This is a genomic window from Devosia rhodophyticola (assembly GCF_028816475.1).
GTDB classification, from domain to species: Bacteria; Pseudomonadota; Alphaproteobacteria; order Rhizobiales; family Devosiaceae; genus Devosia; species Devosia rhodophyticola.
The window spans coordinates 1,094,382-1,119,725 of the sequence record NZ_CP118247.1 but is presented as its reverse complement, the minus strand read 5'-3'; the positions used below and the strand labels follow the sequence as shown (position 1 = coordinate 1,119,725).

The window sequence follows — 25,344 nt, the reverse complement described above, 5'->3', positions numbered from 1 at the left end:
TCAATATCAGGAGGCCAACATCACATGGCGCACCTGAGTGTAATCAAGCAGCGACTGCATCGACAGATCCGACCCATAGCCAGAATTTTTCATGCCGCCGTGGGGCATTTCTGTGGCCATATTGCCATGAGTGTTGACCCAGGTAACACCATATTCAAGGCTGTTTGCCAATTGAATGGCGCGTTGACTATCCGCTGACCAGACCGACGATCCAAGCCCATATTCGGAACTATTGGCCCAGCTCAGAGCGGTTTCGGGCGTATCGAACGGGGTAATCGAAACCACGGGTCCGAACACTTCTTTTTGCACGATCTCCGCTTCAAATGGTGCGGCCACCAAAGTTGGGGCAAAGAAATAGCCGTCGCCATCGGTCGCGGTGCCCTGCATGACATCGCCGCCAGCGCTGCGGGCACGATCAACAAACCCGGTCACCCGCTCCAATTGCCGCGCGCTGATCAACGGCCCGAATTCCACATCGTCGCGCTCCGGCGCGCCATAGACCAGACTCTTGACCATGGTTTCCAGCTTGTCCGTCAATTTCTGGGCAATGGCCTTGTCGGCAAAAATCCGACAGGCCGCCGTGCAGTCCTGACCGGCGTTATAAAAACTGGCTTCGCGCAGCGTCGCCACGAGCTTGTCGAGATCGGCATCGGCACACACGATAACCGGGGCCTTGCCGCCCAGTTCGAGGTGAGTGCGCTTGATCATAGGCCCCGCGGCGGCTGCCAGCACCGCCCGCCCGGTGCGCACATCGCCGGTCAGCGAAATCATGCGCACCAGATCGTGGCTGATCAGCGGCTGACCAACATCGAGGCCACTGCCGCACACGACATTGATGACGCCGGGCGGCAATATTTCGGCAAATATTCGCGCCAGCGCCAACAGGCTGAGCGGGGTATATTCGGAGGGTTTGATCACAATGGCATTGCCTGCCGCAATCGCAGGGGCGATTTTCCAGGCGGCCATCAGCAATGGGTAATTCCAGGGCGCAATCTGGGCGACAACACCAATGCCATCGCGCCGCATCATGCTGGTCAGACCGGCGCGATAATTTCCCGAAGCCGTGGCGGGCATGTTGCGCACGGCAGTGGCGTAAAAACGGAAGACGTCGGCAACATTGGCCAACTCGCCCGCTTTGACGAAACGCAATGGTTTGCCGGCATTGCGCGATTCAACGGCGGCCAGCGTATCGGCATTGGCTTCAATCGCAGAGGCGATGGCCAAAAGCGCTGCCGAGCGCTCGCGTGGCGTCGTGCGCGACCAACTTTGGTAAGCGCGTTGGGCGGCATTGACCGCCAGTTCGATCTGGTCGGCGCTAGCCGAGGCAACTTCGGCCAAAACGCTGCCGCGCGCCGGCTCATAGGCTTTTTCGATGCCGCCTTGCCCATCGACAAACTTGCCGTCGATAAATAGCTGCGTGCCAAATTCATTCATTGCCGAGTTCCTGATCATAGTCGTAAAATTTATGCCCGCGCAGGCGCGTGGTTACGGGCGGTCTCCCCGACATAACGCCAGAACGCGACATCATGGGGGCGGTTGGCGGGCTGCCATTCGGGGTGCCATTGTACCGCAAATACCGGCGCTCTCGTGTCGGTTCCCGAAATCGCCTCGATCACCCCGTCGGGACCGGTTGCGTTGACTTCAAGATTGTCGCCCAGCCGATCAATGGTCTGGAAATGCACACTATTGACCTTGAGCGCTTCGGCGCCAGTGGCCGCAAAAAGCGGCGTGTCGGGACGTACGGCAATTTCATGGGAATGGCCGAACATTTCGCCGATGCTGACGCCATCCGGGGCATGGTGGCGCGGTGCGTTTGTGCCCGTAACACGCAGATCCGTGAGCGTTCCGCCCATGGCCACATTTATTTCCTGCAATCCGCGACAAATGCCAAAAACCGGCTTGCCCGCCGCCATGGCGGCCTTGATCAGGGCAATCGAATAGCTGTCGCGTTCTTTGTCGATCGGGACCTGGCCGGGAACCGGGCTGCCATAATGGGTTGGATCAATGTTGGAATTTGAACCCGTCAACAAAACCGCGTCGAGCCGTTCAACAATGCTGGTCGCATTTTCCTGAGGCTGGTTGCTGGGAATAATCAGCGGAATGGCATCGGCAAGGTGCGCCACCCCTTCAAGATAGCGGAGCTTGACCGTCTGCGCTGGCTCCCCCTCAATGGAGCGTGTACAGGCGATGACGCCGATGATTGGCTTATTGATGGGCATGGTCTAGATTCTACCGGAACAAGGAAACGGCTGCACTGTGCACTGATCCGCCTGATTACGCATGATTTATTTATCGCCTTTTTCTCTCAATTCTAGCTATGTATCCCGCCCCGGCCAAACAAGAGCAATCGAGAATATCCCTGATGAGCGCAGACTCGAACACCAACGAAGATTTTGTAAGCTGGTTGGCCGACAAACCCGAGATCGAGGTCATGCACGTCGGCGTGTGCGACCTTAACGGCATTATGCGCGGCAAGCGCATTCCCATCGAGCAGGCCCGACGAATAGCCGATGGCGGCATCCGCATGCCGCTTTCCATCGTTGGCGTTGACGTGTGGGGCGAGGATATTGTGGGCAATCCGCTGGTCTTTGTCGGTGGCGACAGCGATGGTATCTGTACGCCGACCGGGCGCGGCGCGCTGCCGATCAACTGGACCTCGCGCCCCAGTGCGATGATCCCGCTGTGGTTGTTTCAGGAAACCGGCGAACCATTTTATGGTGATCCGCGCCAGTCGCTGGCGCTGATCGGGCGGCGTTATGCCGAACTGGGGTTGACCCCGGTAGTTGCGACCGAACTCGAATTTTATCTGGTCGATCCCAACGCCGATTCTGCCGTGCCGCCGATTTCTCCCTATACCGGCAAGCGTCTCGATTCAGACGCTATCCTGTCGCTGGACGAGCTAGAGGATTTTGGCGAGTTTTTCCGCGACGTCTATGCTGAATGCCAGGCCCAGAATGTGCCTGCCGATACGGCAGTCGCCGAAAACGGCATCGGGCAGTTTGAAATCAATATGCTTCACACCGCCGATCTGCTCAAAGCAGCCGACGATGCGGTGCTGTTCAAGCGTATCGTCAAAGGCGTGGCGCGCAAGCACAAGCTGGTCGCCACCTTCATGGCCAAGCCTTATGGCACCCGCTCCGGCAATGGTTTTCACGTCCATTTCAGCGTCAATGACGCATCGGGCAACAATGTCTTTAACGACGGTACCGATACCGGCTCGCCGGTCATGCATCACGCCGTGGCAGGGCTTCTGAGCGGTATGGCTGAATCAACCCTGCTGTTCGCGCCCCATTTCAATTCCTATCGCCGGCTGCGTCCCGACACCCACGCCCCAAGCGCCATATCCTGGGGTTATGAAAATCGCACCACTGCCGTACGTATCCCCGGCGGCAATCCGGCGGCCCGGCGCATTGAACATCGCGTCTCGGGGGCCGACGCCAATCCTTATCTGGTGTTGGCCGGTATTTTGGGCGCGGCGCTGGTCGGTATTCAGGATGAATTGAAGCCACCCAAACCCTTTGCCGGTCGCGCCTATTCCGAACGGCTGCCAAAGCTGCCCGCTGACTGGGCCTCGGCGGTCAACGCCTTTGAAGATGGCGAAATGATCCCGCGTATTTTCGAACCGACGTTGCAGTCAATGTTCGTGGCCTGTAAGCGCCAGGAAATCGCAGGCTTTGCCTCGCAGGTCACGGACCTTGAATTCAGCGCCTATCTGGAAATCGTCTGATGGCAAACTCCCAAAGCTATGCTGGTAATGGCGAATATCCGCCAAGCTATTATGCCGCCTCCAAAACCATCGAGCGGCAACCGATCAGGCTGGAAGGCGATGTTGAGGTCGATATTTGCGTCGTTGGCGCCGGATATTCGGGCCTGTCATCGGCGCTGCATCTGGCCGAGCGCGGCTACAAGGTTGCCGTGGTCGAAGGGGCCGCTGTTGGTTGGGGCGCGTCCGGTCGCAATGGCGGGCAGGTGGTCAATGGGCTCAATGCCAGCCTTGGCACCATCGAAAGCCGCTATGGCGCCAATACTGCCAAATTTGTCGGCGGTCTGGTCCAGGAAGGTGCTGGCATCATTTATGATTGGGTCGATCGGTACAAGATCGACTGCGATCTGCGTCGAGGCAATATCTATGCCGCCTATACCCCAAAGCATGTCAGTGAACTTGAAGCCAAACAGGCGCTCTGGCGGCGCTATGGCATGGACGACCATGAAATGCTCGATACCAAAGCCATCCGCAGCCATATTGGCAGCGATGTCTATTGCGGCGGCATGATTGATCATTCTGGCGGCCACATGCACCCGCTCAATCTGGCGCTGGGTGAAGCCAAAGCGCTCGAAAAGCTGGGCAGCGTTGTTTATGAGCATTCGCCGGTCACCAAGGTCGATCAGAGCGCAAATGGCGCAGAAGTCCTGACCGCAAATGGAAAGGTTTCGGCCAAGGCGGTACTGGTGTGTGGCAACGCCTATCTCGGCAATGTTGTGCCCGAATTGACTGCTCGGGTGATGCCAGTTTCAACCCAGATGATGGCGACCGAGCCGCTGGGAGAGGAGCGCGCCCACCAATTGCTGCCCTCAGGCATGTGCGTTGAGGATGTGCGCTATATTCTCGATTACTTCCGCCTGAGTGGTGATAATCGGTTGATATTTGGCGGCGGCGTGGTCTATGGCGGCACCGATCCTGCCGATGTCATTGCCAAGCTGCGGCCCAATATGGACAAGGTGTTTCCCCAACTTGCCGACGTCAAGATCGACTACGCCTGGAGTGGGAATTTCGCACTATCGTTTTCGCGGGTGCCGCAATTGGGGCGGCTGGGCGACAATGTCTATTTCGCCCATGGCTATTCGGGTCACGGCATAACAGGCTCGCACCTGTTTGGCCGTATTTTGGCCGAGGCGGTCAACGGCGATCTGACCCGGTTCGACACGTTTGCCAGCCTGCCCTGGATACCGTTTCCGGGCGGGCGCACCTTCAGGGCGCAATATTCAACGCTTGGGTCTTGGTGGTATGCCTTCAAGGATCGGATGGGGCTTTAGTCGCCTGGGCACCAACAAGGGGCAGGGTGACGGCAAAAAGCGCACCCGCCTCTTCGTGTTCAATCAGGTCAAGCGTGCCATTCATGCTGGCGATGATCTCGCGACTGATCGGTAACCCCAGACCCGCGCCCGCCTCGCGCGCTCCAGCGCTCCTGCCGCCACGATAGAATTTGTGAAAGACCTTGGCGCGATCCGCCTCGGCAATGCCCGGTCCATTGTCGCGCACTTCGATGATGTAATCGGCGCCAGAAATGCGTGACTGCACCCCGATTTCGGGGTGTTTTGCATCATTATATTTGATGGCATTGGAGATCAGATTGATCAGCACCTGAGACAGCCGGTGCGGCTCGCCAGCGACAATTGCCGTTGCCGCGCGCGGCCCGACAGTGATGGCGATGCCCCGCTGACGCGCCAGCGCATCGCACACCCGCACTGCGCGATCGAGCGCAATTTCAGCATCTACCGGACGATTGACCCAATCCCGCTTGCCACTCTCGAGCGCCGACAGATCAAGAATTTCATCGAGCAGATCTGTCAAGCGCAGGCTTTCCTCATGAATGGTGGCGACGAACCGCTGACGGTCCATCGTATCCAGCTTGTCGCCTTCGAGAAGAATCTCGGCGAAGGAGCGTATGGCGGTCATTGGGGTGCGCACTTCGTGGCTGACCTGGCTCAGAAAATCATCCTTCTGCTGATCCACTTCGCGCAACTGCAGATTGGCAACCTCGAGTTGGTCGGCGGTCGAGCGCAGCGCCGCCGAAGTGCGTTCAAGCTGTTGGGAATATTCGATGACCTGCTGGGTTTCGTCCGCCATTTGCATGACCTCCTCAAGCGAAATGGCTTCACCCGAAACAACCTTTGAAAGCATGACATGGGCGGAGGCGGCCCCGATTGAGCCCGCCAGCTCGCGTTCCAGCCGGGCGATGAATTCGGGACTGGTATCGCCCCCGGCACGTGGCAGGCCTGCAAACAAAATTGTCGCCCGCTCAGCACCCAGAACGCGCTGCGCAACAAAGAACAGGTCATTGGACGTGGCCGAACCACGCATGAAATGAGGCTCGCTGCGTCCCTGTCGGCGAAAGGCATCGACAAACAGTGTCGCCTGCAATCGCTCCAGCGCCGATTGGCTGGTGATCAGCGAAACCAGCACCAGCGTTGTGGTGTTGAGAAACAGGCTCCAGAACACTGAATGAACCAGCGGATCAAGCCCGGACAGCCCGAACAGGGCCTGGGGACGGAGCCAGTCAATGCCCCATGGCCCCTGCGCCATCATCTGTTCAACCAGAGGCGAGGAGGTTTCAAAACTGGGCATGAACATCGACCAGGCCCAGATGACAAAGCCGATGCTGACCCCTGTGATGGCCCCCTTGACCGTGGCTTCGCGCCAGAACAGGGCCGCAACAATGGCGGGCAGGAACTGGGCAACCCCGGCAAAGGATATCAGCCCGATGGGCGCCAGGGCGTCACTGTCCCGGGTCAGGTAAAAATAGAAAAATCCCAAAAACAGGATCAACCCGATCGAGAGGCGCCGCGAATTGAGCAGCAGGCGACTGACGCCTTGTCCATCGGTTTCGCCCAGCCCGGTGGTGGTGCGCAAGACGATGGGCATGACAATGTGATTGGAGACCATGATCGACAGCGCAATAGCCTCGACAATAATCATCGACGTCGCTGAGGAAAAGCCACCAACAAAGGCGAGGAGCGCCAGCCCCTGCTGGCCGGCGGCCAGCGGCAGGGTCAAAACGAACATGTCTGGATTGGACCCCGCCGGCATTGTTGTCATGCCGAACAATGCAATTGGCAGGGTAAACAGACTCATCAGCATCAAATAGGCGGGAAAGGCCCAGCTGGCGGTGCGCAGATGGTTCTCATCGGAATTCTCGACCACGGTTATCTGGAACTGTCGGGGCAGGCAGATGATAGCGGCAACCGACAGCACGTTCATCGCGATCCAGCGATTACCAAAAATCTCGTGCGAATAGATATCGAGCCCCTGGGTTTCAGCCCGTGCAAAAATTGCTTCAAACCCACCGCCGGCATAAATGACAAAGCCACCCACCGCGATCAGGGCGCAAAGCTTGACCACGGCTTCAAAGGCAATGGCTGCAACAACGCCGTGGTGCTGTTCCTTGGCATCGACATTGCGGGTCCCGAACAGGATGGTAAAGAGCGCCATCGCTGCCGCGACACCCAGGGCCAACCCCACATCGTCAATGCCGGCAAAGCTGCCGCGCCCCGTACTCGACGCCCCGCCGATCGCCTGGATCGACGAGGTAACGGCCTTGAGTTGGAGCGCAATATAGGGCGCGATGCCGATGACGGCGATGATGGTAACCAGCACAGCCAGCCGACTGGATTTGCCAAACCGAGACGACAACAGATCGGCAACCGAAGTGATGCGCTGGTCATGGGCGATGCGGACCAGCTTGCGCAGCACAAACCACCAGCCCACAAAAATCAGCGTCGGTCCGAGATAGATGGCGAGATATTCCAAGCCGTTGCGCGCCGCCGATCCGACCGCACCATAAAAAGTCCAGCTGGTGCAATAGACCGATATCGAAAGGGTGTAGATCAGGGGGAGCGCAGCAGGCCGCCGGGATTGGCCCGGGCGCGCCGGTCGCCGATATAAGCGATGAGGAAAAGTAGCCCCACATAGCCAACGGCCGTCGCAATGACGAAATCGGTCGAGAGCATCAGCTTTCAGGTCCCGAGGGCGGGGTTTCCGTGCCCGACGCGGGCAGGCGACGGGAGAACCAGGCGGTTGCCAGTACCAGTCCCAGCCAGACCAGAAAGAGATAAATGACCTCGGCAGGAATGCCAAACAGGCGCTGGCGCAGATTGAACAGCAATACCAGTGGCGGCATGAACAACATGGCGCCAAACAGGGTTAAAAACAGCGCCGCGCTTTGCAGCTTGCGCTCGCTCATCATTGCCCGGTCTCTTCTCCCAATAGCGCCCGAACCGCCCCCACAACATCGGCATTGGCATAGGGCTTGGTCACAAAGCCACTGGCCCCCAACTCCTCGGCGGTGCGCCGGTCCTGTTGCTGGCCCTTGGCGGTCAGGATCAGGATTGGCAGGTCTCGCGTTAAGGCTTCGGCGCGCAATTGTTTGAGCACCTCAAAACCAGAGCGCTTGGGCAGCATCAGATCCAGCACCAAAAGGCGCGGCGGTGAGGCGTGCACTGCTGCCAGTGCAGCCAGTCCATCGGTAACCGAACTGATCGTCCAGCCGGCCCGGCTCAGGATGAAGTCGAGCGATTCCAGAATGCTCGGCTCATCTTCTGCAATGAGTACATCGACTGCCAATTTCCCCCCTTGCTCCTGCTCTCCCATCAGGAACGCGTGCACTTAATCGCAAATTCCATCATTGGTCAAAAGCTTCGCGCGGCACCAATGGCGCACGCACCGCCGCCTGCCCGCCGCCGGGCGCCAGCGCCTCCTCTTGCCGATCGGGGCAATCGCGGCGTGTGCATAGGCGGCACGATGGGCCAACGGGCAAATCACTCTGTTCGTCGGCTAAATCGAGCCCCGCAGTATAAACCGTTCGATCAGCGTGCAGGACATCGCAGGCCAACATGACCGAGGTGTGGATGGCGCGGTCCCGAAAGCTGGCGGCGCGCCGCGCCGCAGTCTTGGCCAGGAACAGATAGCGTGATCCGTCTGTAAACCGCACAATCTGCCGAACGGCGGCGTCGGGGGTACGAAAGGCGGTGTAGATTGCCCAGAGCGGGCAGGCGTGTCCGGTATTGGGCAGTAACAGGCCGGGCAAAGGGAAATGCTTGGTCAGCCGCCCCGCTGGATCAGCGCGCAGGAAGCCGAAAGGAACGCCGGCAGCGCCCGGACGACGTAGCGTTGTCAGCCGATGAGCAACCTGCTCAAAACTGGCAGTGTAGGATTGGCGCAACGCCTCAATATCATAACGCACCGCTTCGGCATCGGCGAGGAACGGTTCGTAAGGAAAGACCACCGCGCCCGCAAGATAGGATGCCAGGGCGCGGTAACCGAGCCGTTTTGCCGTTTCTGAATGCAGGATCGGGCTGGCAATTTCGCACTCAAGACTTTCGGCAGCGCTCAGTTCGACCAGTAGCCGCGTCAACTGAAACTGCCGCGTCGACGCCATAGCGCTGGTTTGAAACCACATTATCCGCGTTGCCGCATTGAAATGATATTGGCCAGGAAACCCGAAGGCATCGACCTCGCGACCGGCGCTGCGCACAACCTGCACACCATGTTCGCGCGATAGGAGGTCAACCAATGTCGGTTCTCCAAACGCGCCGTGCTGTTCGATCCGAGCGCGCAAATCATGCGCTTTGGTCTCAAGGGCGGGGAAATAATTGTCCCGCTGATATATCAGGTCATCCAGTTCGCGCACTGGTGATGCTGAACGGCGCGTGCTCGCTTCCTGATCGAAATGGCCGATCAGCGTGTGGGCGACCTCGCTCAGGCTGCGCGCTTCGCGGCCAATGGAACCGCGAAACCGCCGCCGCTGCTGCTCGTCAAGATCAGGAACGTCCTCAAGAATTTCCGCGCTCGACCGAACCGCGGTAATGCTCGACAGGATCTGGTGTAGAAGCTGGCTGAAGAGGGGGTCGTTGCGCAGGCGATCCGCATAATGGTCCGCGTTCGCGGTCGCTTCGGTGTAGGCACGATGCAGCCGGGCAATAGCTTCGGCTGCAGCAGGCTGTTCGGCTACCAACTGCCGAATGTCGGGCGTCCGGCCATCAAGGTGCAGCAGGGCTGGATCGGCAAAGGCCTCTTCGACATCGGCCATCAGGCGATGCTCGCTTTCACCGGTCAAGGTCCCGATTTCAACCCCAAGCGCGCCCGCAATACGCAACAGTAACGCCCCGCCGACATCGCGCTTGTTGCGCTCGATCAGATTGAGATAGCTTGGCGAAATCTCGACACGCCGCGCCAGTTCAACCTGGGAAATCGCCAGTGCTTTGCGCTTGCTGGTGATCCTGATCCCGATTGGTGCCCGCATGTTACCTCCTGATTGTCAATTTATTGACAAATAATTCCGCAATCAAGTGCAATGATTTACAAAATATCACAATGATTTCAGGCTTCTATTGAAATCATTACAGGAGACGCGAATAATCCCCAGCGGAAGATGCGTCGGCAATGTACCGGCCTCTCGCGATAATGGAGGAGTTTATGACGAAATCCCTGAAAGGTATCAAGCGCCGCACTTTGGTCAAATCCGGGCTCGCCGGCATTTTGGCCACCGGCGTTGCCCCGCTCGTTCTGACCCGTGGCACCTATGCCCAGGAATATTGCAATGCCCCCACCGGTGACACGGTTACCTTGGGGTTCAACGTGCCGCTGACCGGCCCCTATGCCGATGAAGGCGCCGACGAACAACGCGCTTTTGAATTGGCGGTTGAACATCTCAACGGCGAAGGCGATGGCGGCATGCTGCCGACCTATACGCCCAGCGTTTTGACCGGCCAGGGTGTTTTGGGCAAAAAAGTTGCCTTCGTGACCGGCGATACCCAGACCAAGGCCGATGCGGCTCGCGACTCGGCCCGGCGCATGATTGAACGCGACGGCGTCGTCATGGTCTCGGGCGGCTCGTCCTCGGGCGTGGCCATTGCCGTGCAGGGGCTGTGCCAGGAAATGGGCGTCATCTTCATGGCAGCGCTGACCCACTCCAACGATACCACCGGCAAGGATAAGAAACGCTACGGTTTCCGCCACTTCTTTAATGCCTATCAAACCGGTGTGGCCATCGGCCCGTCGCTGGGCAAGGCCTATGGCAATGACCGCGTCGCCTATCACCTGACCTCGGATTACACTTGGGGCTGGACCACTGAAGAATCGATGATTGCCTCCACCGAAAAGCTCGGCTGGAAGACGATAACCCCGGTTCGCACTCCAGTTGGCGCTGGCGATTTCAGCCAATACATCACGCCAGTGCTCAATTCGGGCGCAGACGTTCTGATCCTCAACCACTATGGCTTCGACATGGTCAATTCCTTGACCCAGGCTGTTCAGTTTGGCCTCAAGGACAAGATGGTCAATGGCAAGCAGTTCGAAATCGTTGTGCCACTGGTTTCTGATTTGATGGCCAAGGGCGCCGGCCCTGCCATGAAAGGCATTTACGGCACGTCGAACTGGGATTGGCAGTTGGAGGACGCTGCATCGCAGGCGTTCACCAAGTCGTTTGGTGCCAAATACGGCCAGCCTCCGAGCCAGGCCGCACACACGGCCTATGTGCAGACCCTGCTCTATGCGGATGCCTGCGAGCGCGCCGGAACCTTTTATCCGCCCGAAGTCATCAAGCAGCTTGAAGGCTTCGAGTTCGATGGGTTGGGCAACGGTCCAACGCTCTACCGCGCTGCCGATCACCAGTGCTTCAAGGATGTGCTGGTCGTTCAGGGCAAGGAAACGCCGTCCAACCCGTTCGACCTGCTCGATCATGTCGATACGGCGTCGCGCGAAAGCGTCACCTACGACCCCGCGATCTTCGGTGGTGAACTTGGTCCCGATACGGCGGCCATGTGCTAGCAGCATAACCCGGTTCCGGCCCAGAATCGGGCCGGAACCTTTATTTTCGGTGGCTCCAGCGGTGGTGGACGAATGAACGCAATTCTCGCCCAACTTTTGAATGGTTTGGACAAGGGCGGCGCCTACGCGCTGATCGCTCTGGGGCTGACCCTGGTATTTGGCACGCTCGGCGTCGTCAATTTCGCCCACGGCGCCCTGTTCATGCTGGGCGCCTTTTGTGCCGTGGCATTTCGCCAACTGATCACGCTGGAGACGGTCACCCTCGATCCCGAAAAACTGTCCCCCTGGGGCGCGCCGCTCGAAATACGAACGCCGCTGGCCCAAAGCTGGTTTGGCGATTTTGGCGGTGTTTTGATCGAATATTCGGTGCCGCTGTCGATCCTTCTGGCTATTCCGGTGATGGCCATTATCGGCATCGCCATGGAACGCGGCATTATCAAGCATTTCTACAAGCGCAGCCACGCCGAGCAGATTCTGGTGACCTTCGGGCTGGCCATCGTCCTGCAGGAACTGGTCAAGGCAATTTTTGGCGCCAATCCGATTTCCCAGCCGATGCCGTCGGTATTGCGCGGGGCGGCGGACGTTGGGATGTGGCTGGGGATGGGGCCGAATGTTCTGACCTATCCCTGGTGGCGTCTGACCTACTTCCTTTTTGCCACCGCCATTATTGGCGGGGTGTTCGCGTTCCTTCGGTTCACGACCTTTGGGTTGGTGGTGCGCGCGGGTATGGCGGATCGCGAAACCGTGGGGCTCCTCGGTATCAATATTGCGCGCCGATTTACCATCATGTTTGGTCTGGCAGCGGTTGTCGCGGGGCTGGCCGGGGTTATGTATACTCCGCTGGTGCCGCCAAATTATCACCTGGGAATGGATTTCCTCGTGCTCAGTTTCGTCGTGGTTGTCGTTGGTGGCATGGGATCGCTGCCTGGCGCTGTGGCGGCAGGCTTCTTGCTCGGCATTTTGCAAAGCTTTGCCTCGATGACCGAGATCAAGTCGATCCTGCCTGGCATTGACCAGATCATCGTCTACCTGACCGCCGTGATCGTGCTGCTGGTGCGGCCACGCGGGCTGTTCGGGCGGCGCGGCGTGATGGAGAGCTAGGCCATGAACGCCACTGCCAAAACGCTCTTTTCGATGTCCCGTCGCGATCTCATCACCCTTGTGATCTTTGCCCTCGTAGTGCTGGCCATGCCGATCTGGCTAAGCCCGCTGGGCGCGGCCTATCCCGGCCTGATGCAAAAATTTGCCATCTACGCTATTTTTGCGCTTGGCTTTAACATCCTGTTTGGCCTGACCGGCTACCTCAGCTTTGGCCATGCCGCCTTTCTGGGGGTCGGCTCTTATACAGCTGTATGGTCGTTCAAGCTTTTGAGCATGGATGTCATTCCCGCCATTATATTCGCTGTCATCCTGTCGGGGATATTTGCGGTAGCCATCGGCTATTTGAGCCTGCGGCGGACCGGGATCTATTTTTCCATCCTGACGCTGGCTTTTGCGCAGATGAGCTACAATCTGGCCTATTCGGTACTGACCCCGATCACCAACGGGGAAACCTCGCTGCAATTGAGCCTGCGTGACCCGCGGGTGCTCGATTTGGCCTTTGGCCCCCGGGAACCGGGCCTGCCAAGTGCCAGTCTTTTCGGGCACACATTTTCGGGGCTGGAGGCGTTCTATTTTTGCGCGGTGGTGCTGTTGCTCGCCTTTTTCATCGCCCAGAAAATCTTTTCGTCGCCCTTCGGCATGATGCTGCGGGCGATAAAATCGAACCAGACTCGGATGAATTATGCCGGGTTCAATACCCGCTCCTATGCCATGACCGCCTTTGTAATTTCGGGCATGTATGCCGGCCTTGCCGGGGCGCTTCTGGCAATAACCGATCCGCTGGCGGGGGCTGAACGGATGCAGTGGACCGCCTCGGGTGAAGTCGTGCTGATGACTATTCTGGGCGGCGTCGGCACGCTGATCGGACCGGTGATCGGGGCCTGGCTGATCAAATATTTCGAGAACATTTTCTCCGCCTTCAATGACACCGCGCTTACCCACTTCTTTGGCTTTGTGCCCGATGGGCTGCGAGAAGTGGTGGTGGCGATCAGCTCCAAATTTGTCGGCGAAGGCTGGCAGTTGACCCTTGGCCTGTTGTTCGTGCTGGTCGTCATGTTCCTGCCCGGTGGGATCATGGAGGGTGTGCGGCGCATTCGCGGCCTGTTCGGCAGTGGTCGAACCCCACAAACCGGCGCCGTATCGCGCCCGCAGGCGGCGGAGTAACCCCATGAGCCAGACCGACGCCAATATAGTGCTGCATGTGGCCGACGTGCATAAGAATTTCGGCGGCCTGCATGCACTGTCCGACATTGATTTGCAGATCGAAGAGGGCAAGACCCACGCCATTATCGGGCCGAACGGGGCGGGTAAATCCACCCTGTTGAATGTCATCATCGGACGGCTGGCCCCATCGCGCGGCGCGGTGGTGTTTGACGGCAAGGTTTTGACCGGAAAAAAGCCCCATGAGATCAACCAGATGGGCGTAGTTCGGGTGTTTCAGACACCCGAAATATTCCCCGAACTCTCGGTTTTGCAAAATGTCATGGCACCCGCCTTTGCCAAGCGCGACGGCGCGTTCAAGGCCAATATTTTCATGCCGCTCGACGCTGAAAAGGCCATTCGGCAGGAGGCCGAGGACATTTTGAACGATGTCGGCCTGTTCGAGCGCCGCCAATCCCATGCCGGCGCTCTGAGCCGGGGCGACAAGCGGCGGATGGAGTTGGCCATGTGCCTGATCCAACATCCAAAACTGTTGCTGCTGGATGAACCAACCGCTGGCATGTCGCGCCACGATACCAATACCACCATTGCGCTCCTGCAAAAGATCAAGGCCAGCGGCATGACCAAGGTGATTATTGAACACGACATGCATGTGGTGTTCTCTCTTGCCGACAGAATATCAGTTCTGGCCGGGGGGAGGATAATTGCCGAAGGGGAACCCGACGCGGTGCGCGGCGACCCAAGAGTGCAGGAGGCCTATCTCGGCGGCACCTATGAGCCGGGGGAGGCGCACTGATGAGCACGCTGGCCATGGACAACCCCGCCACCAAACCGACGGGGCAAAGCGCGGAAAAGCCGTTTTTCATCTGCCACGACATTCACGCCTATTATGGCGAAAGCTATGTGGTGCAGGGGGTGAATTTTGAGGTGCGGCATGGCGAAGTGCTGGCATTGTTGGGCCGCAACGGGGCGGGCAAGACCTCGACCCTGCGCACGATTGCCCGGCTTGATAATCCGGCGTTGCAGCGCGGTGAAATCTGGCTGGATGGGCAACCGGTCCATGCGATGAAATCATTTGAGGCGGCGCGGACAGGTATTCAACTGGTGCCCGAGGATCGCCGCATCATTCAGGGGCTGACGGTCGAGGAAAATCTGACACTGGCGCAAGTTGCGCCGGGCGTCGGCTGGGATCTTGACCGGGTGTTTGGCCATTTCCCCCGGTTGGCCGAACGGCGCAGGCAGGAGGGCACCACGCTTTCGGGGGGCGAACAGCAGATGCTGGCGATTGCCCGGGCGATGATGCGCAATATCAAGTTACTGTTGCTCGATGAACCCTATGAGGGGCTGGCACCAGTGATCGTGCACGAAATCGAGGGCATCGTGAACGAGATCAAGGCGCTGGGGATTACCACGATCATCGTTGAACAAAACGCGGTAGCGGCACTCCGACTGGCCGACCGGGCGGTCATTCTGGATACCGGCGAAGTGGCCTTTACCGGCACCGCCAATGAGGTGCTCGACAACGCCGAACTGCGCCAGCAATATCTGGCCATCTAGGCGCGCCAAAGCCCCGGTTGGCCACAAGCGGGCCGCCGGTTGATCCCCAAAAATTTTGCCGCGTTGAGCGGCCAGGGCGAGACCTTGTCTCGTCGCGGGTCTTTCGCATTTTTTTGAGTGAGACCAGGTCTCGCCCCAGCGGCCGGATTTTTTATTCCATAGAGGCGCTTGGCGGGTAACGGCCATGATCCCGCGTTGTCGCTGCACCTGTCTTGGCGCTGCAGCGCTCAACGTTATCCCGGCGAGGGAAGATAACGGGGCACCAAAATAGAACCTGGGCCCAAACGACTTCGGACCCCCGACCACCCCGCACTCATCACTCGTCATGATCGCGCTCTGGCGCAAGGCTGGGATGGATTATGCGGGAATGTTGAGGGGGCGGGGATATCTTTTGTTTTTGGTTTTTGGGTGCTGACGCCATAGCGGAGGCATTTTCACCGGGGCCATACCAAACTCTGAATGTCATCCCCGCGAAGGCAGGGAGCTATTGTGAGAAGACGCGATCGCGGGTCGACAGGCGATCTGGTCGAGTGGGCAAATGTCACGATGGACCCCGGGTCAGGCCCGGGGTGACAACTGGTGAGGGGGGATGGCGGGGAGTGTCGCGACACAGGCTTCTTCCCAAGCGCCATCACAAGCTCTGCGTGTCATCCCCGCGAAAGCGGGGATCCATTGTGAGAAGACGGGATCGAGGGTCGACAGGCGATCTGATCGAGTGGGCAAATGTCACGATGGGCCCCGGGTCAGGCCCGGGGTGACAGCCGGTGAGGGTGGAGTGGTAACGCGTGGTGACAGAATCGATGGCGCGTGATTGCATCGAGGAATGAGTAATACGTACTTCGTTTACATAATGGCCAGTCACCATACCGGCACGGTTTATATCGGTGTTACCAACGACTTGGTCCGTCGCACCCATGAGCATCGCGAAGCGTTGTCGGCGGGATTTACCAAGCGGCACGGCCTGAAAAAGCTTGTCTGGTTTGAAGTGCATGAGGACATCGAGCAAGCCATCCTGCGCGAAAAACGTATCAAGAAATGGCGGCGTGACTGGAAGGTCGAATTAATCGAGGAGAACAATCCCGATTGGCGCGATTTGTGGTGGGAGATTACAGGACAGGGTTAGAGGGTCTGATGTTCGCAGGGCAATGTACCCGATACCGCCGTGTGTCATCCCCGCGAAAGCGGGGACCCATTGTGAGAAGACGAGATCGCGGGTCGACAGGCGATTTGGTAGAGTGGGCAAATATCACGATGGGCCCCGGGTCAAGCCCGGGGTGACAGCCGGTGGGTGGGGATGAAGAAGTGGAAAATGCGGACACAGCCCCCGCCCTGCGCGCATGGCGCTCCGGGCATGGCCAACTAAAATCGCTCCACCGGAGCGATTTTGCCTACGGCACATCAATCAATGCGCCTCATCCCAATTCCCGGCAGCATGCGCATCCACGGCGATGGGGACGGAGAGGCGGACGGCGGGTTCGGCGGCGGATTCCATGATGTGTTTGATGGCGGGGATCGCCAATTCTTCGGTGCCGGTGGGGATTTCGAAGATCAGTTCGTCATGGACCTGCAACAGCATATCGGCTTCGATGTTTTGCGCTTTGAGCGCCGGTTCCATGCGGATCATGGCGCGGCGGATGATATCGGCAGCAGAACCCTGAATGGGGGCGTTGATTGAGGCGCGTTCGACAAAGCTGCGCTCGGCGGGGTTTTTGGAATTGGCGTTGGGGAACTGGATTTTGCGACCAAACAGGGTTGTGACAAAGCCATCGGTTTTGACGCGGCGGCGCTGCTCTTCCATATAGTCCTTGATGCCGGGAAAACGCTCAAAATAGGTTTTGATATAGTCCCCGGCCTCGGCGCGGCCGATGCCCAATTGATTGGCGAGGCCAAAAGCGGAAATGCCGTAAATGATGCCAAAGTTGATCGCCTTGGCGCGACGGCGAATATCGGAGGGCATGCCCTCAACCGGGACATTGAACATTTCCGAGGCGGTCATGGCGTGAATATCCAACCCCTCCTCGAACGCATCCTTAAGGGCGGTGATGTCGGCGATATGGGCCAGAACCCGCAATTCGATCTGGGAATAATCGGCTGACACCAAAACCTTGTCGGGGGCGGCAACAAAGGCGGTGCGGATCTTGCGCCCGTCGGCGGTGCGCACCGGAATGTTTTGCAGGTTCGGGTCATTGGACGAGAGCCGCCCGGTCAGGACCGAGGCCTGCGAATAGGAGGTGTGAACGCGCTTGGTGCGGGCATTGATATAGGTGGGCAGGGCATCGGTATAGGTGCCCTTGAGTTTGGTCAGTTGGCGCCAGTCAACAATGGTGCGCGCCAGCGGCACGCCCTTGAGCGCCAGCTCTTCGAGAAGCCCCGCGCCGGTGGCCCAGGCACCAGTCTTGGTTTTGGTACCGCCCTCCAGACCCATTTTATCAAACAGGATTTCCCCCAATTGCTTGGGCGAGCCAAGATTGAAATTTTGGCCGGCCGCCTCATGGGCTTCGGCCTCAAAGGCGGCGGCGCGCTGGGCAAAGTCACCCGAAAGCCGCGACAGGATCGAACGATCTACCGAAATACCGCGCGCTTCCATGCGGGCCAGAACCGGGGCCAGCGGGCGCTCCAGAGTTTCATAAAGTGTTGTGGCGTTCTCAGCCACCAGCCGTGGCTTGAGTACATGCCAGAGGCGCAGGGTGATATCGGCATCTTCTGCGGCATAGCGGGCGGCGGGGGCGATTTCGAGCTGATCAAAGGTTTTCTGCGCCTTGCCCGTCCCTGCCAACTCGGTAAAGGGGATGCATTTGTGGCCAAGCCAGGCATCGGCCAGCACGCCCATGCCGTTATATTGCGCTCCGTCAAGCGCGTAGGAGAGCAGCATTGTGTCATCAATGGGCGCCAGCGTAATGCCATAGCGGAACAACACGCCCATATCGAATTTGAGATTTTGGCCAATCTTGAGAATGCCCGGATTTTCGAGCACTGACTTGAGGGCATCCACGACATCGCGGATCGGCAATTGCCCCTCCATCAGCCCGCCCTCATCCAGAAGGCTGGCCGCGCCATTGGAATGGCCCAGCGGAATATAGGCGCCATTGCCCGGCTCGGTGGACAGCGACACGCCAACCAGATCGGCGGCCTGATTGTCGAGTCCCGAGGTTTCGGTGTCGATGGCGACATGGCCCTTGGCCACGATCATGCCGATCCAGCGATTGAGCTGATCCATCGTGGTGATGGTTTCATAGGCGTCGTAATCAACCGGAATGGCCTTGATCTTTTCGTGCATGCGCTGGGCATGCAGCGTTGCCCCTTCTCCAGCGGTGGCGGGGGCCGACAGCTTTGCCTTGGCGACCGACAGCGAGGTGGATTTGATCCCCTCAAGCCCACCGGCGCGCAATTCAGAATCGGCCTCAAAGGCTTCGGGATCAAAATCCTCGAGCCCGGCAATACGTTTGAGGATGGTGTTGAATTCCATCGCCTTGAGGAACGGCACCAGCTTGGCGCCGCTGATCGGCTCGCGCAGCAAGGCATCAAGGGTCAATTCGACCGGCACTTGTTGCTCGAGCGTCACCAGGCGTTTGGAAATGCGGGCATTTTCGGCGTTCTCAATCAGCTTTTCGCGCCGCTTGTTCTGCTTGATCTCGTGGGCATGGGCCAAAAGATTTTCGAGATCGCCATAGGTGGTGATCAGTTCGGCGGCGGTCTTGTAGCCAATGCCGGGCACGCCGGGGACATTGTCGACACTGTCGCCAGCCAGCGATTGCACCTCGATCACCTTGTCAGGGCCGACGCCAAATTTTTCAATGACCTCATCAACCCCGATCCAACGGTTCTTGAGAGTATCGAGCATCTTGATCGAGCCATCGGGTTCGACCAGCTGCATCAGATCCTTGTCGGTCGAGACGATGGTGACCTTGCCGCCCGCCGCTCTCATCTGGCAGGCATAGGTGGCGATGATGTCATCCGCCTCCCAGCCTTCCTGCTCGATGCAGGCAATCGAAAACGCCTTGGTCGCGGCCCGGGTCAGAGGGAACTGGGGCACCAGATCTTCGGGCGCCGGCGGACGTTGTGCTTTATAGGCCGGAAAGAGATCGTCGCGAAACGTCTTGCCCTTATGATCAAAGATCACCGCCATATGGGTGGGCGCGTCATCGCCCTTCATATCCTCGGTCAGCTTGAACAGCATGTTGCAAAAGCCCGAAACGCACCCCACAGGCAGCCCGTCCGACTTGCGCGTCAGTGGCGGCAAGGCGTGGTAGGCGCGGAAAATATAGGTCGAACCATCGACGAGCAGCAAATGCATGAAGGCGAATCCCCGTTGGGCAGTGACAGCGAGTTTAGTGCATGCGCGCGGCGTTGCCTATTTGCGCGCGGCCACTGGGTGGGGTTTTCCAGTCTCGTCATTGGCGATGTAAAATATTGTTGACACCATGTTGGCTTTGTCTTACATCGGCATTGTCAAACAAACTTTACATCGGAGACATCAATGTCGTGGGAAGAAAAAAGCACCTGGATCATGGGGGTTGTCTCGGTCGTGGGCTATGCCGTCTATCTGAGCCTGGTGCTGCCAGCGGTGCCCAGCGCAGGTGGGCTGGCTGACGCGCCCTACGTCGCCAGCATGCTATGGACCATTGGTGGGGCCATCATTGCCTCGATCATCCTGCATATCCTGGCGGCGGTGATTTCGCCCCAGGACGCCAACACCAAGGATCAGCGCGACCGCGAAATCTATCGGGCCGGCGAATATATCGGGCAGTCGTTCGTGGTTATCGGCGCGCTGTCGGCGATGATCCTGGCCATGCTTGATATGGACCAGTTCTGGATCGCCAATGCGGTCTACCTCTGCTTTGTGCTCTCGGGAGTCCTGAGCACCATTGCCAAGATCGCCATGTATCGGGGATTTCATCCATGGTGAAACCCACCAGGCTCACCAACGATATTCGTACCTTGCGCTTTACCGCCGACGAAATGACCCAGGCCGAACTGGCCCGCCGGGTTGGCGTGACGCGCCAGACCATCATCGCCATCGAGCAGGGGCGCTATTCGCCAACCCTTGAGATGGCCTTCCAGATCGCTCGCATCTTTGCCGTACCACTTGAAGATGTTTTTCAATATCCAGACGACGCAGGAGAAATGATATGAAAGCCGCAGTCCACAACGCCTATGGCGCCCCCGAAGTCATCAAGATCATCGACGTGGACCGCCCCGAACCCAAGGCGGGTGAGGTGCTGGTCAAGATCCACGCAGCAACCGTCAGCAGCGGCGATGCGCGGTTGCGTGCCTTTGATATTCCCAAGCCCTATCGGCTGATCGGTCGCCTGATTTTTGGCATCACCAGGCCGCGCAAGCCAGTTCTCGGATATGATTTTGCCGGAACCGTTGCGGCACTGGGCGCCGGGGCCACCCGGTTCAAGGTCGGCGACGCGGTTTTTGGCAGTCACGGTTTTGGCAGTCACGCCGAATATAAGTGCGTACCCGAAAAAAAGGCGATCACCCACATGCCAGAGGGGATGCGGTTTGAAGAAGCAGCTGCGATCCCGTTTGGCGGACTGACCGCCCGCAGTTTTTGGCGTCAGGGCAAATTGGAAGCCGGACACAAGGTTTTGGTAATTGGCGCGTCTGGCGCGGTGGGGTCTGCGGCGGTGCAGCTGGCACACAATGCAGGTGCCCACGTCACTGCTGTGTGCAGCGCCGCCAATGCGGAACTGGTGAGCCGTCTCGGCGCCGACCATGTGATCGACTATAACAGCGAGGACTTTACCAAAGGCAGCGACCGCTACGACATCATCTTTGATACGGTGGGCGCAGTCTCTTTTGCAGAGGGCCGCAAGGCGTTGACGCCAGATGGTGTGTTCATGGCTGCTATTGCGGGGAAAGGCGATACGGGCGCGGGCTTCAAGGCAAAATTCAACTCAAAACAGCGCCTGATCGCCGGGAGCTATCCCGAAACACTTGAAGACATTGAAGCACTGCGCGACATGGCGGCGGCGGGTGACTATGTGGCGGTCATCGATCACGAATATCGGTTCGATCAGATCGTTGAGGCGCACCACCGCGTCGATAGCAAGCGCAAGCGCGGCAATGTGGTTTTGTCCATGATCCCGAAACTGGCCATTGCGGCCTAGTGCGCCGGGCGTTCCGCTTGAATCCGAACTTGCGCTTGTTCTTGGTGTCGCATCGCATTTTGCGGAAAACTGGTTCCCACTTTTTCGCACGATGCTCTAACGCAAGCCGGTTTCCTTGAGCAGGCCCTTGCGCTTGGCATCATAATAATAGCCCCGCGCATAGAACCTGACCGCCTGATCCTCATTGCCATCGGCCGTGATATAGGCGCCGCGCAGATATTTGACGGCGTAGCGCAAATTATTGTCGGCATTGAGCAGGCCGGTGGCGGTGCCCGAATAGCCCATGCCCCGGGCGGTATCGTGCCGGATCTGCATCAGGCCCCAATAGGGACCATTGCGGGCGCCGGGATTGTAATTGCTTTCGCGCACAATAACGCGACGGATCAGGCGCTCGGGCACCTGATACTCGTCGGCATATTTGAGGATCAAATGATCAAGTTCGGCGGGCGCGCCGGGCGGTGGGGCAAAGGCGGACAGTGCGGCCACGGCTTTGGGTGAAGCGCCAGCGCTGGCGGTCTTGGTGCTTGAACAGCCTGCTAGCAGCACCGCCGTCAACAGCGCCGCGCTCGCCAAAACTGCTTTTTGTTGCCAAACCACCAAAATCACACGCTCCACCAAGGGCCGACCCCATGCGGCACCATTTGCGCCAATAGGCCCGAAAAGGGGCAGCTTCGTGGCAATGTTGAGGCTTAGCGTTCCAGTCCGTCCGAAAGCTTCAGTCCCTTTGCGCTCAATCGGGCCGATATGATGCCGCGCGCCGGGATCGGCAGGCTCGTCCCGTCATGATTGATGGTGTCGGATATCCCATCAAGTTCAACCGCCCGGATGATCGCTTCGCCGCCATCCTCGGCCATTTTGAGCGTGCCGATGGCGCTGGTGTCAGTGGTAACATCCAGCCATTGGCCGGCATGGGGCGCGGTGCCATCGCGCGAGACATGCGGTGTGGTGATCACCGGCTTGTTGAGCGCATCGGCAGCGGCTGCCACCTGTTTGCGTGTTAGCGCAGGTGCGCCGAACAGGCGCAGGGTAAAGGCCTGTTCGCCTTGATCCATATAGCGATAATGCGCGCCCGGCTCGAGCGCGATGGGATCATGGTGGGCAAAGACCGGGGAACGGACAGCGGTGATGAAAAGCGTACCGTCGAGCGCGGCGTAAGAATATTTGGCGTCATTGACCAGACCGACAATATGGGTCGGGGTGACGGCACGCACCCAGCGCTGGCCCGGCACTTCGCGCCCATTGTCGGGGCGCGCGTCCCAACCCCCGCCACTTCATATTCAAACCGCTCGGCCCCAAGCGGATAGGCCAGGCGCAGCAAATGGCGCTGCTCGTGCCAATCAAGATGGAGGCGCAGCTCAACCGGCAGGTTGGCGTCGTCGGGCAAGACGATCAAAGTGGTAAGGCTCGATTTGCCGTGGGCGCTGACCAGTTTGATCGTGGTGCGGACCGGGCCGCTATCAATGGTGCTGATCGAAACCAATTGCATTGGCGCGCCCGAAAAACCGAACCGATCGGTGCCATGGCTCCAGGTATCGGTATTGTCTTCGACCACGATGGCCTGATGGCCAATGCCGGAAAACAGCTCGATGCCGGTCTGTTTGTTGGTAAGGCTGGCAATGGCGCCGGTGTCAGGATCAATAGTGAGCGCATAGCCGGAGGTTTCGTAGCGCAGCGCCTGACTGGGCGCTCCAAAGCCAACGCCAGGGGCAGCAACGCCGCGCGCCGCATCGACGGCAAAGCGCAGGACGCGATAGCCATAGGCGGGCACTTCCAAGGCAAAGCCGATACGTTGCAGGCCGGTGGTCTTGCCGTGGGGATCAATATATTGGAAGGGGATCGACTGGCCAGTCTCGTCCAGCAGCACCCGACGCGACACGTTGTCCTTGTCAACCCATGGCTCGGCTTCGACCAGACCGTTGGCGGGGGTGCCATTAAAATTCATCACAACGAATGTGGCGTCGGTCGGGTCCAGCGGGCGGGCGATGGTGCGGTCAAGCTGGCGCACCGCATCGTTGAGCAGATCCTCGGCGCCGGCGATTACCATACTGAGGTCGCGCTCTGAATCGATGCAGGCACTTTCAAGGCTGGTGCCGCCCAAGGTGTCGTGAAACTGGTTGAACAACAGTTTGCGCCATAGAGTTTCAAAGGCCTCGTGGGGATAGGGCAGGCCCAATTGGCGATGCACAATGGTAGCGCCGGCTTCGGCCTGTTCGAGGAGGTTTTCGGCCCTTCGATTGAGAGTTTTCAGTGCAGAAGCGACCGCATAACAGCCGATGGCGTGAAACTGTAGTTCACCATCAACGCGCGGCAGACTGGTGGTGTCGACCGCGTCGAAAAACGCTTCGGGATCGGAGAATTTCAGATTATCGCCGCGCGCCAACCGCGCTTCAATCTCGGTGATATTCTCGATTGTCGGCGCGCCGCCATGATTGCCAACGCCGTAAAAACACATGAAGGCATGACCGCTTTTGGCAATGTATTGCTGATGCTTGTCGATTTTTTCGGGCAACGGCAGTTCGCGCTTGGAGGTGTTGTAGGCGCCCTGGATGCGAAAGGCGGCAACGCTCGACCCATCGGGGGAAGCCCAGGTGAACAATTCGGCCGGTAAATCCATTTCGTGCGGGCCGGGGCGCATGAAGGTGTAGCTGGTGGAGCCGGTGTGCTGAAGCAGCATCGGGAACGTGCCGGGATGGCCAAAACTATCGACATTGTAGCCGGTGGGCACCTCGACGCCGAATTTCCGGGCGAAATAGCGTTTGCCATAAAGCGCCTGACGAATGACGCTTTCCCCGGAGGGCACGTTGCAATCGGGCTGTATCCACCAGCCATTGACGACGACCCAGCGGCCTACCGCGATATAGTGCTTGATGCGTGCGAACAGACTTGGTTCGAACCGTTCGATCCAGTCGTATATATGGGCCTCGCCCTTGGTGAAAATGAAGCCTTCGCCCTCATCGAGCCGATCAATGGCGGCCCAGCAAGTGCCAATGGCTTCGGCGCACCCTTCCTGCCAACGCCACAACCACACCGGGTCAAGATGGGCGTTGCCGATCAGATGCAGGGGAGGCGTGTTGTGTGATGGCGGCGTGTTCATGGGCGCGGTCTCATTGATGGTCGCGGATTATCAGTGAACGGGAACGCTGGCTAAAGCGCCATGGCCCGTTCGCGGGCGTTGCGAATATGGGCTTCAATCGCTTCGGCGGCGCGTAGTCGGTCGCGCGACAGGATGGCGTCGATCACCGCCAGATGATCGCCAAAGGCGGCGGGCAACGTGGTTTCGCTCAACTTGATGCGGTCCAGCTTGATCAGCCGGATGCGGATCGAATTGGCATTGTAGGCCTGGATCAGCAATTCATTGTCGGTGGCGGTGACCAGAACATCGTGGAAGTTTGTGTCGACGTCCTGCCCCTCGGCCAGCAGTTGCGCGCTGGGATTGGCACCAAGCCGTTCGATGATGTCGGTGTGCAGGCGGCGCTGCTCCAGCAAGATCTCGTCGGGCATGGATTTGACCGCCGCCAGCACAACTTCGCGCTCCAGCGCCATACGCATCTGGAAGGCGTCGCGGATCATCGGCAGGTCAATGACGGTGATCTGGATGCCGCGCTGGGGCATGACATGCAATAGCCCCTCGGCCTCCAGCCGGGGCAGCAATTCGCGCAGGGCGCCGATCGAAAGACCGAGTAGTTCCACCAGGTCCTTTTGGGAAAGCACCTGTCCAGGCCGCAGTTTGCCTTCGAGCAGCGCCTTCTGGAATTTGTCATAGGCGAGTTTTTTAACCGAGGTGACGATGCGGCCGGCCCGGGGACTGGCTTCTTTGGGCTCGGTATGGGCCATGTGACACTCCTATTATGCAGCCGCCGGTGC

22 protein-coding genes and 1 pseudogene are annotated in these 25,344 nt (G+C 58.9%); 11 read left to right on the top strand and 12 right to left on the bottom strand.

The window, feature by feature from the left end; all coding sequences use genetic code 11:
- Nucleotides 1-6: 6 nt before the first annotated feature.
- The gene (locus PSQ90_RS05465; protein ID WP_282212412.1) at nt 7-1,434 is read right to left on the bottom strand and encodes an aminobutyraldehyde dehydrogenase; all 1,428 of its coding nucleotides are present in this window, start codon (nt 1,432-1,434) and stop codon (nt 7-9) included.
- 29 nt (nt 1,435-1,463) lie between these two features.
- Nucleotides 1,464-2,219 carry a gamma-glutamyl-gamma-aminobutyrate hydrolase family protein gene (locus PSQ90_RS05460; protein ID WP_282212411.1) on the bottom strand — a complete coding sequence of 252 codons (756 nt, stop codon included), beginning with the start codon at nt 2,217-2,219 and terminating at the stop codon, nt 1,464-1,466.
- Nucleotides 2,220-2,362: 143 nt separating this feature from the next.
- Between PSQ90_RS05460 and PSQ90_RS05455 the strand changes: the two genes are divergently transcribed.
- A complete protein-coding gene (locus PSQ90_RS05455; protein WP_282212410.1) occupies nt 2,363-3,727 on the top strand; it encodes a glutamine synthetase family protein in 1,365 nt (454 codons plus the stop codon).
- A complete protein-coding gene (locus tag PSQ90_RS05450; RefSeq protein WP_282212409.1) occupies nt 3,727-5,034 on the top strand; it encodes an NAD(P)/FAD-dependent oxidoreductase in 1,308 nt (435 codons plus the stop codon). The genes PSQ90_RS05455 and PSQ90_RS05450 overlap by 1 nt, the downstream gene beginning before the upstream one ends.
- Here PSQ90_RS05450 and PSQ90_RS05445 read toward each other — a convergent pair.
- The 5 genes from PSQ90_RS05445 to PSQ90_RS05425 all read right to left on the bottom strand — a co-directional run bounded on the left by PSQ90_RS05445 (nt 5,012) and on the right by PSQ90_RS05425 (nt 10,019).
- Nucleotides 5,012-7,528 (bottom strand): ATP-binding protein, encoded by a 2,517-nt coding sequence (locus PSQ90_RS05445; protein ID WP_282212408.1) that lies wholly within the window; start codon nt 7,526-7,528, stop codon nt 5,012-5,014. The genes PSQ90_RS05450 and PSQ90_RS05445 overlap by 23 nt on opposite strands.
- Before the next feature lie 77 nt (nt 7,529-7,605).
- A complete protein-coding gene (locus PSQ90_RS05440) occupies nt 7,606-7,728 on the bottom strand; it encodes a hypothetical protein (RefSeq protein ID WP_282212407.1) in 123 nt (40 codons plus the stop codon).
- Nucleotides 7,728-7,964, bottom strand: a complete 237-nt coding sequence (locus PSQ90_RS05435) for a hypothetical protein (protein WP_282212406.1) — start codon at nt 7,962-7,964, stop codon at nt 7,728-7,730. The genes PSQ90_RS05440 and PSQ90_RS05435 overlap by 1 nt, the downstream gene beginning before the upstream one ends.
- Complete coding sequence (locus PSQ90_RS05430; protein WP_282212405.1) at nt 7,961-8,341, bottom strand: response regulator transcription factor; 381 nt, start codon at nt 8,339-8,341, stop codon at nt 7,961-7,963. Before PSQ90_RS05430 ends, PSQ90_RS05435 begins: the two co-directional genes overlap by 4 nt.
- A 58-nt stretch (nt 8,342-8,399) precedes the next feature.
- Entirely contained in the window at nt 8,400-10,019 is a 1,620-nt protein-coding gene (locus tag PSQ90_RS05425; protein WP_282212404.1) for a helix-turn-helix domain-containing protein, read from the bottom strand.
- Between the two features lie 173 nt (nt 10,020-10,192).
- Between PSQ90_RS05425 and PSQ90_RS05420 the strand changes: the two genes are divergently transcribed.
- The 6 genes from PSQ90_RS05420 to PSQ90_RS05395 all read left to right on the top strand — a co-directional run bounded on the left by PSQ90_RS05420 (nt 10,193) and on the right by PSQ90_RS05395 (nt 16,487).
- Nucleotides 10,193-11,545: a substrate-binding protein gene (locus PSQ90_RS05420; RefSeq protein ID WP_282212403.1), complete on the top strand. Its 1,353-nt coding sequence runs from the start codon at nt 10,193-10,195 to the stop codon at nt 11,543-11,545.
- Nucleotides 11,546-11,617: 72 nt separating this feature from the next.
- Entirely contained in the window at nt 11,618-12,646 is a 1,029-nt protein-coding gene (locus tag PSQ90_RS05415) for a branched-chain amino acid ABC transporter permease (protein WP_282212402.1), read from the top strand.
- A 3-nt stretch (nt 12,647-12,649) separates the two neighbouring features.
- Entirely contained in the window at nt 12,650-13,810 is a 1,161-nt protein-coding gene (locus PSQ90_RS05410; protein ID WP_282212401.1) for a branched-chain amino acid ABC transporter permease, read from the top strand.
- A 4-nt stretch (nt 13,811-13,814) separates the two neighbouring features.
- Nucleotides 13,815-14,603, top strand: coding sequence for an ABC transporter ATP-binding protein (locus PSQ90_RS05405; RefSeq protein WP_282212400.1), 789 nt, complete (start codon nt 13,815-13,817; stop codon nt 14,601-14,603).
- The gene (locus PSQ90_RS05400) at nt 14,603-15,364 is read left to right on the top strand and encodes an ABC transporter ATP-binding protein (RefSeq protein ID WP_282212399.1); all 762 of its coding nucleotides are present in this window, start codon (nt 14,603-14,605) and stop codon (nt 15,362-15,364) included. Before PSQ90_RS05405 ends, PSQ90_RS05400 begins: the two co-directional genes overlap by 1 nt.
- Nucleotides 15,365-16,187: 823 nt before the next feature.
- Complete coding sequence (locus tag PSQ90_RS05395; RefSeq protein ID WP_282212398.1) at nt 16,188-16,487, top strand: GIY-YIG nuclease family protein; 300 nt, start codon at nt 16,188-16,190, stop codon at nt 16,485-16,487.
- 279 nt (nt 16,488-16,766) lie between these two features.
- Here PSQ90_RS05395 and polA read toward each other — a convergent pair whose 3' ends face one another.
- Nucleotides 16,767-19,658 carry a DNA polymerase I gene (gene polA / locus PSQ90_RS05390; protein ID WP_282212397.1) on the bottom strand — a complete coding sequence of 964 codons (2,892 nt, stop codon included), beginning with the start codon at nt 19,656-19,658 and terminating at the stop codon, nt 16,767-16,769.
- A gap of 183 nt (nt 19,659-19,841) precedes the next feature.
- Here polA and PSQ90_RS05385 point away from each other — a divergent pair, with 183 nt between their 5' ends.
- The 3 genes from PSQ90_RS05385 to PSQ90_RS05375 are packed head-to-tail and all read left to right on the top strand — an operon-like array spanning nt 19,842 to nt 21,480.
- Nucleotides 19,842-20,270, top strand: a complete 429-nt coding sequence (locus tag PSQ90_RS05385) for a hypothetical protein (RefSeq protein ID WP_282212396.1) — start codon at nt 19,842-19,844, stop codon at nt 20,268-20,270.
- On the top strand, nt 20,264-20,497 hold the full coding sequence (locus PSQ90_RS05380) for a helix-turn-helix transcriptional regulator (RefSeq protein ID WP_282212395.1): 234 nt from the start codon (nt 20,264-20,266) through the stop codon (nt 20,495-20,497). The genes PSQ90_RS05385 and PSQ90_RS05380 overlap by 7 nt, the downstream gene beginning before the upstream one ends.
- Entirely contained in the window at nt 20,494-21,480 is a 987-nt protein-coding gene (locus PSQ90_RS05375; RefSeq protein WP_282212394.1) for an NAD(P)-dependent alcohol dehydrogenase, read from the top strand. The genes PSQ90_RS05380 and PSQ90_RS05375 overlap by 4 nt, the downstream gene beginning before the upstream one ends.
- 96 nt (nt 21,481-21,576) lie before the next feature.
- On the opposite strand, the pseudogene PSQ90_RS05370 reads toward PSQ90_RS05375, so the two are convergent.
- From PSQ90_RS05370 to PSQ90_RS05355, 4 genes and pseudogenes are all read right to left on the bottom strand, one after another.
- Nucleotides 21,577-21,993 (bottom strand): annotated as a pseudogene (locus PSQ90_RS05370) (transglycosylase SLT domain-containing protein); the annotation flags it as partial.
- 176 nt (nt 21,994-22,169) lie between these two features.
- Nucleotides 22,170-22,532, bottom strand: a complete 363-nt coding sequence (locus PSQ90_RS05365; protein ID WP_282212393.1) for a hypothetical protein — start codon at nt 22,530-22,532, stop codon at nt 22,170-22,172.
- Nucleotides 22,478-24,574, bottom strand: a complete 2,097-nt coding sequence (locus PSQ90_RS05360) for a glycoside hydrolase family 38 N-terminal domain-containing protein (RefSeq protein WP_282212392.1) — start codon at nt 24,572-24,574, stop codon at nt 22,478-22,480. Before PSQ90_RS05360 ends, PSQ90_RS05365 begins: the two co-directional genes overlap by 55 nt.
- Nucleotides 24,575-24,624: 50 nt before the next feature.
- Entirely contained in the window at nt 24,625-25,314 is a 690-nt protein-coding gene (locus PSQ90_RS05355) for a GntR family transcriptional regulator (protein ID WP_282212391.1), read from the bottom strand.
- Nucleotides 25,315-25,344: the final 30 nt, after the last annotated feature.

Bases quoted from the DNA above. Each gene is read 5' to 3' on its own strand.
- PSQ90_RS05415 (WP_282212402.1), top strand. From the start codon at position 11,618: ATGAACGCAATTCTCGCCCAACTTTTGAATGGTTTGGACAAGGGCGGC.
- polA (WP_282212397.1), bottom strand. From the start codon at position 19,658: ATGCATTTGCTGCTCGTCGATGGTTCGACCTATATTTTCCGCGCCTAC.
- PSQ90_RS05435 (WP_282212406.1), bottom strand. From the start codon at position 7,964: ATGATGAGCGAGCGCAAGCTGCAAAGCGCGGCGCTGTTTTTAACCCTG.
- PSQ90_RS05375 (WP_282212394.1), top strand. From the start codon at position 20,494: ATGAAAGCCGCAGTCCACAACGCCTATGGCGCCCCCGAAGTCATCAAG.
- PSQ90_RS05385 (WP_282212396.1), top strand. From the start codon at position 19,842: ATGTCGTGGGAAGAAAAAAGCACCTGGATCATGGGGGTTGTCTCGGTC.
- PSQ90_RS05455 (WP_282212410.1), top strand. From the start codon at position 2,363: ATGAGCGCAGACTCGAACACCAACGAAGATTTTGTAAGCTGGTTGGCC.
- PSQ90_RS05425 (WP_282212404.1), bottom strand. From the start codon at position 10,019: ATGCGGGCACCAATCGGGATCAGGATCACCAGCAAGCGCAAAGCACTG.
- PSQ90_RS05465 (WP_282212412.1), bottom strand. From the start codon at position 1,434: ATGAATGAATTTGGCACGCAGCTATTTATCGACGGCAAGTTTGTCGAT.
- PSQ90_RS05395 (WP_282212398.1), top strand. From the start codon at position 16,188: ATGAGTAATACGTACTTCGTTTACATAATGGCCAGTCACCATACCGGC.
- PSQ90_RS05460 (WP_282212411.1), bottom strand. From the start codon at position 2,219: ATGCCCATCAATAAGCCAATCATCGGCGTCATCGCCTGTACACGCTCC.
- PSQ90_RS05450 (WP_282212409.1), top strand. From the start codon at position 3,727: ATGGCAAACTCCCAAAGCTATGCTGGTAATGGCGAATATCCGCCAAGC.
- PSQ90_RS05360 (WP_282212392.1), bottom strand. From the start codon at position 24,574: ATGAACACGCCGCCATCACACAACACGCCTCCCCTGCATCTGATCGGC.
- PSQ90_RS05410 (WP_282212401.1), top strand. From the start codon at position 12,650: ATGAACGCCACTGCCAAAACGCTCTTTTCGATGTCCCGTCGCGATCTC.
- PSQ90_RS05405 (WP_282212400.1), top strand. From the start codon at position 13,815: ATGAGCCAGACCGACGCCAATATAGTGCTGCATGTGGCCGACGTGCAT.
- PSQ90_RS05380 (WP_282212395.1), top strand. From the start codon at position 20,264: ATGGTGAAACCCACCAGGCTCACCAACGATATTCGTACCTTGCGCTTT.
- PSQ90_RS05365 (WP_282212393.1), bottom strand. From the start codon at position 22,532: ATGGATCAAGGCGAACAGGCCTTTACCCTGCGCCTGTTCGGCGCACCT.
- PSQ90_RS05420 (WP_282212403.1), top strand. From the start codon at position 10,193: ATGACGAAATCCCTGAAAGGTATCAAGCGCCGCACTTTGGTCAAATCC.
- PSQ90_RS05440 (WP_282212407.1), bottom strand. From the start codon at position 7,728: ATGCTCTCGACCGATTTCGTCATTGCGACGGCCGTTGGCTATGTGGGG.
- PSQ90_RS05355 (WP_282212391.1), bottom strand. From the start codon at position 25,314: ATGGCCCATACCGAGCCCAAAGAAGCCAGTCCCCGGGCCGGCCGCATC.
- PSQ90_RS05400 (WP_282212399.1), top strand. From the start codon at position 14,603: ATGAGCACGCTGGCCATGGACAACCCCGCCACCAAACCGACGGGGCAA.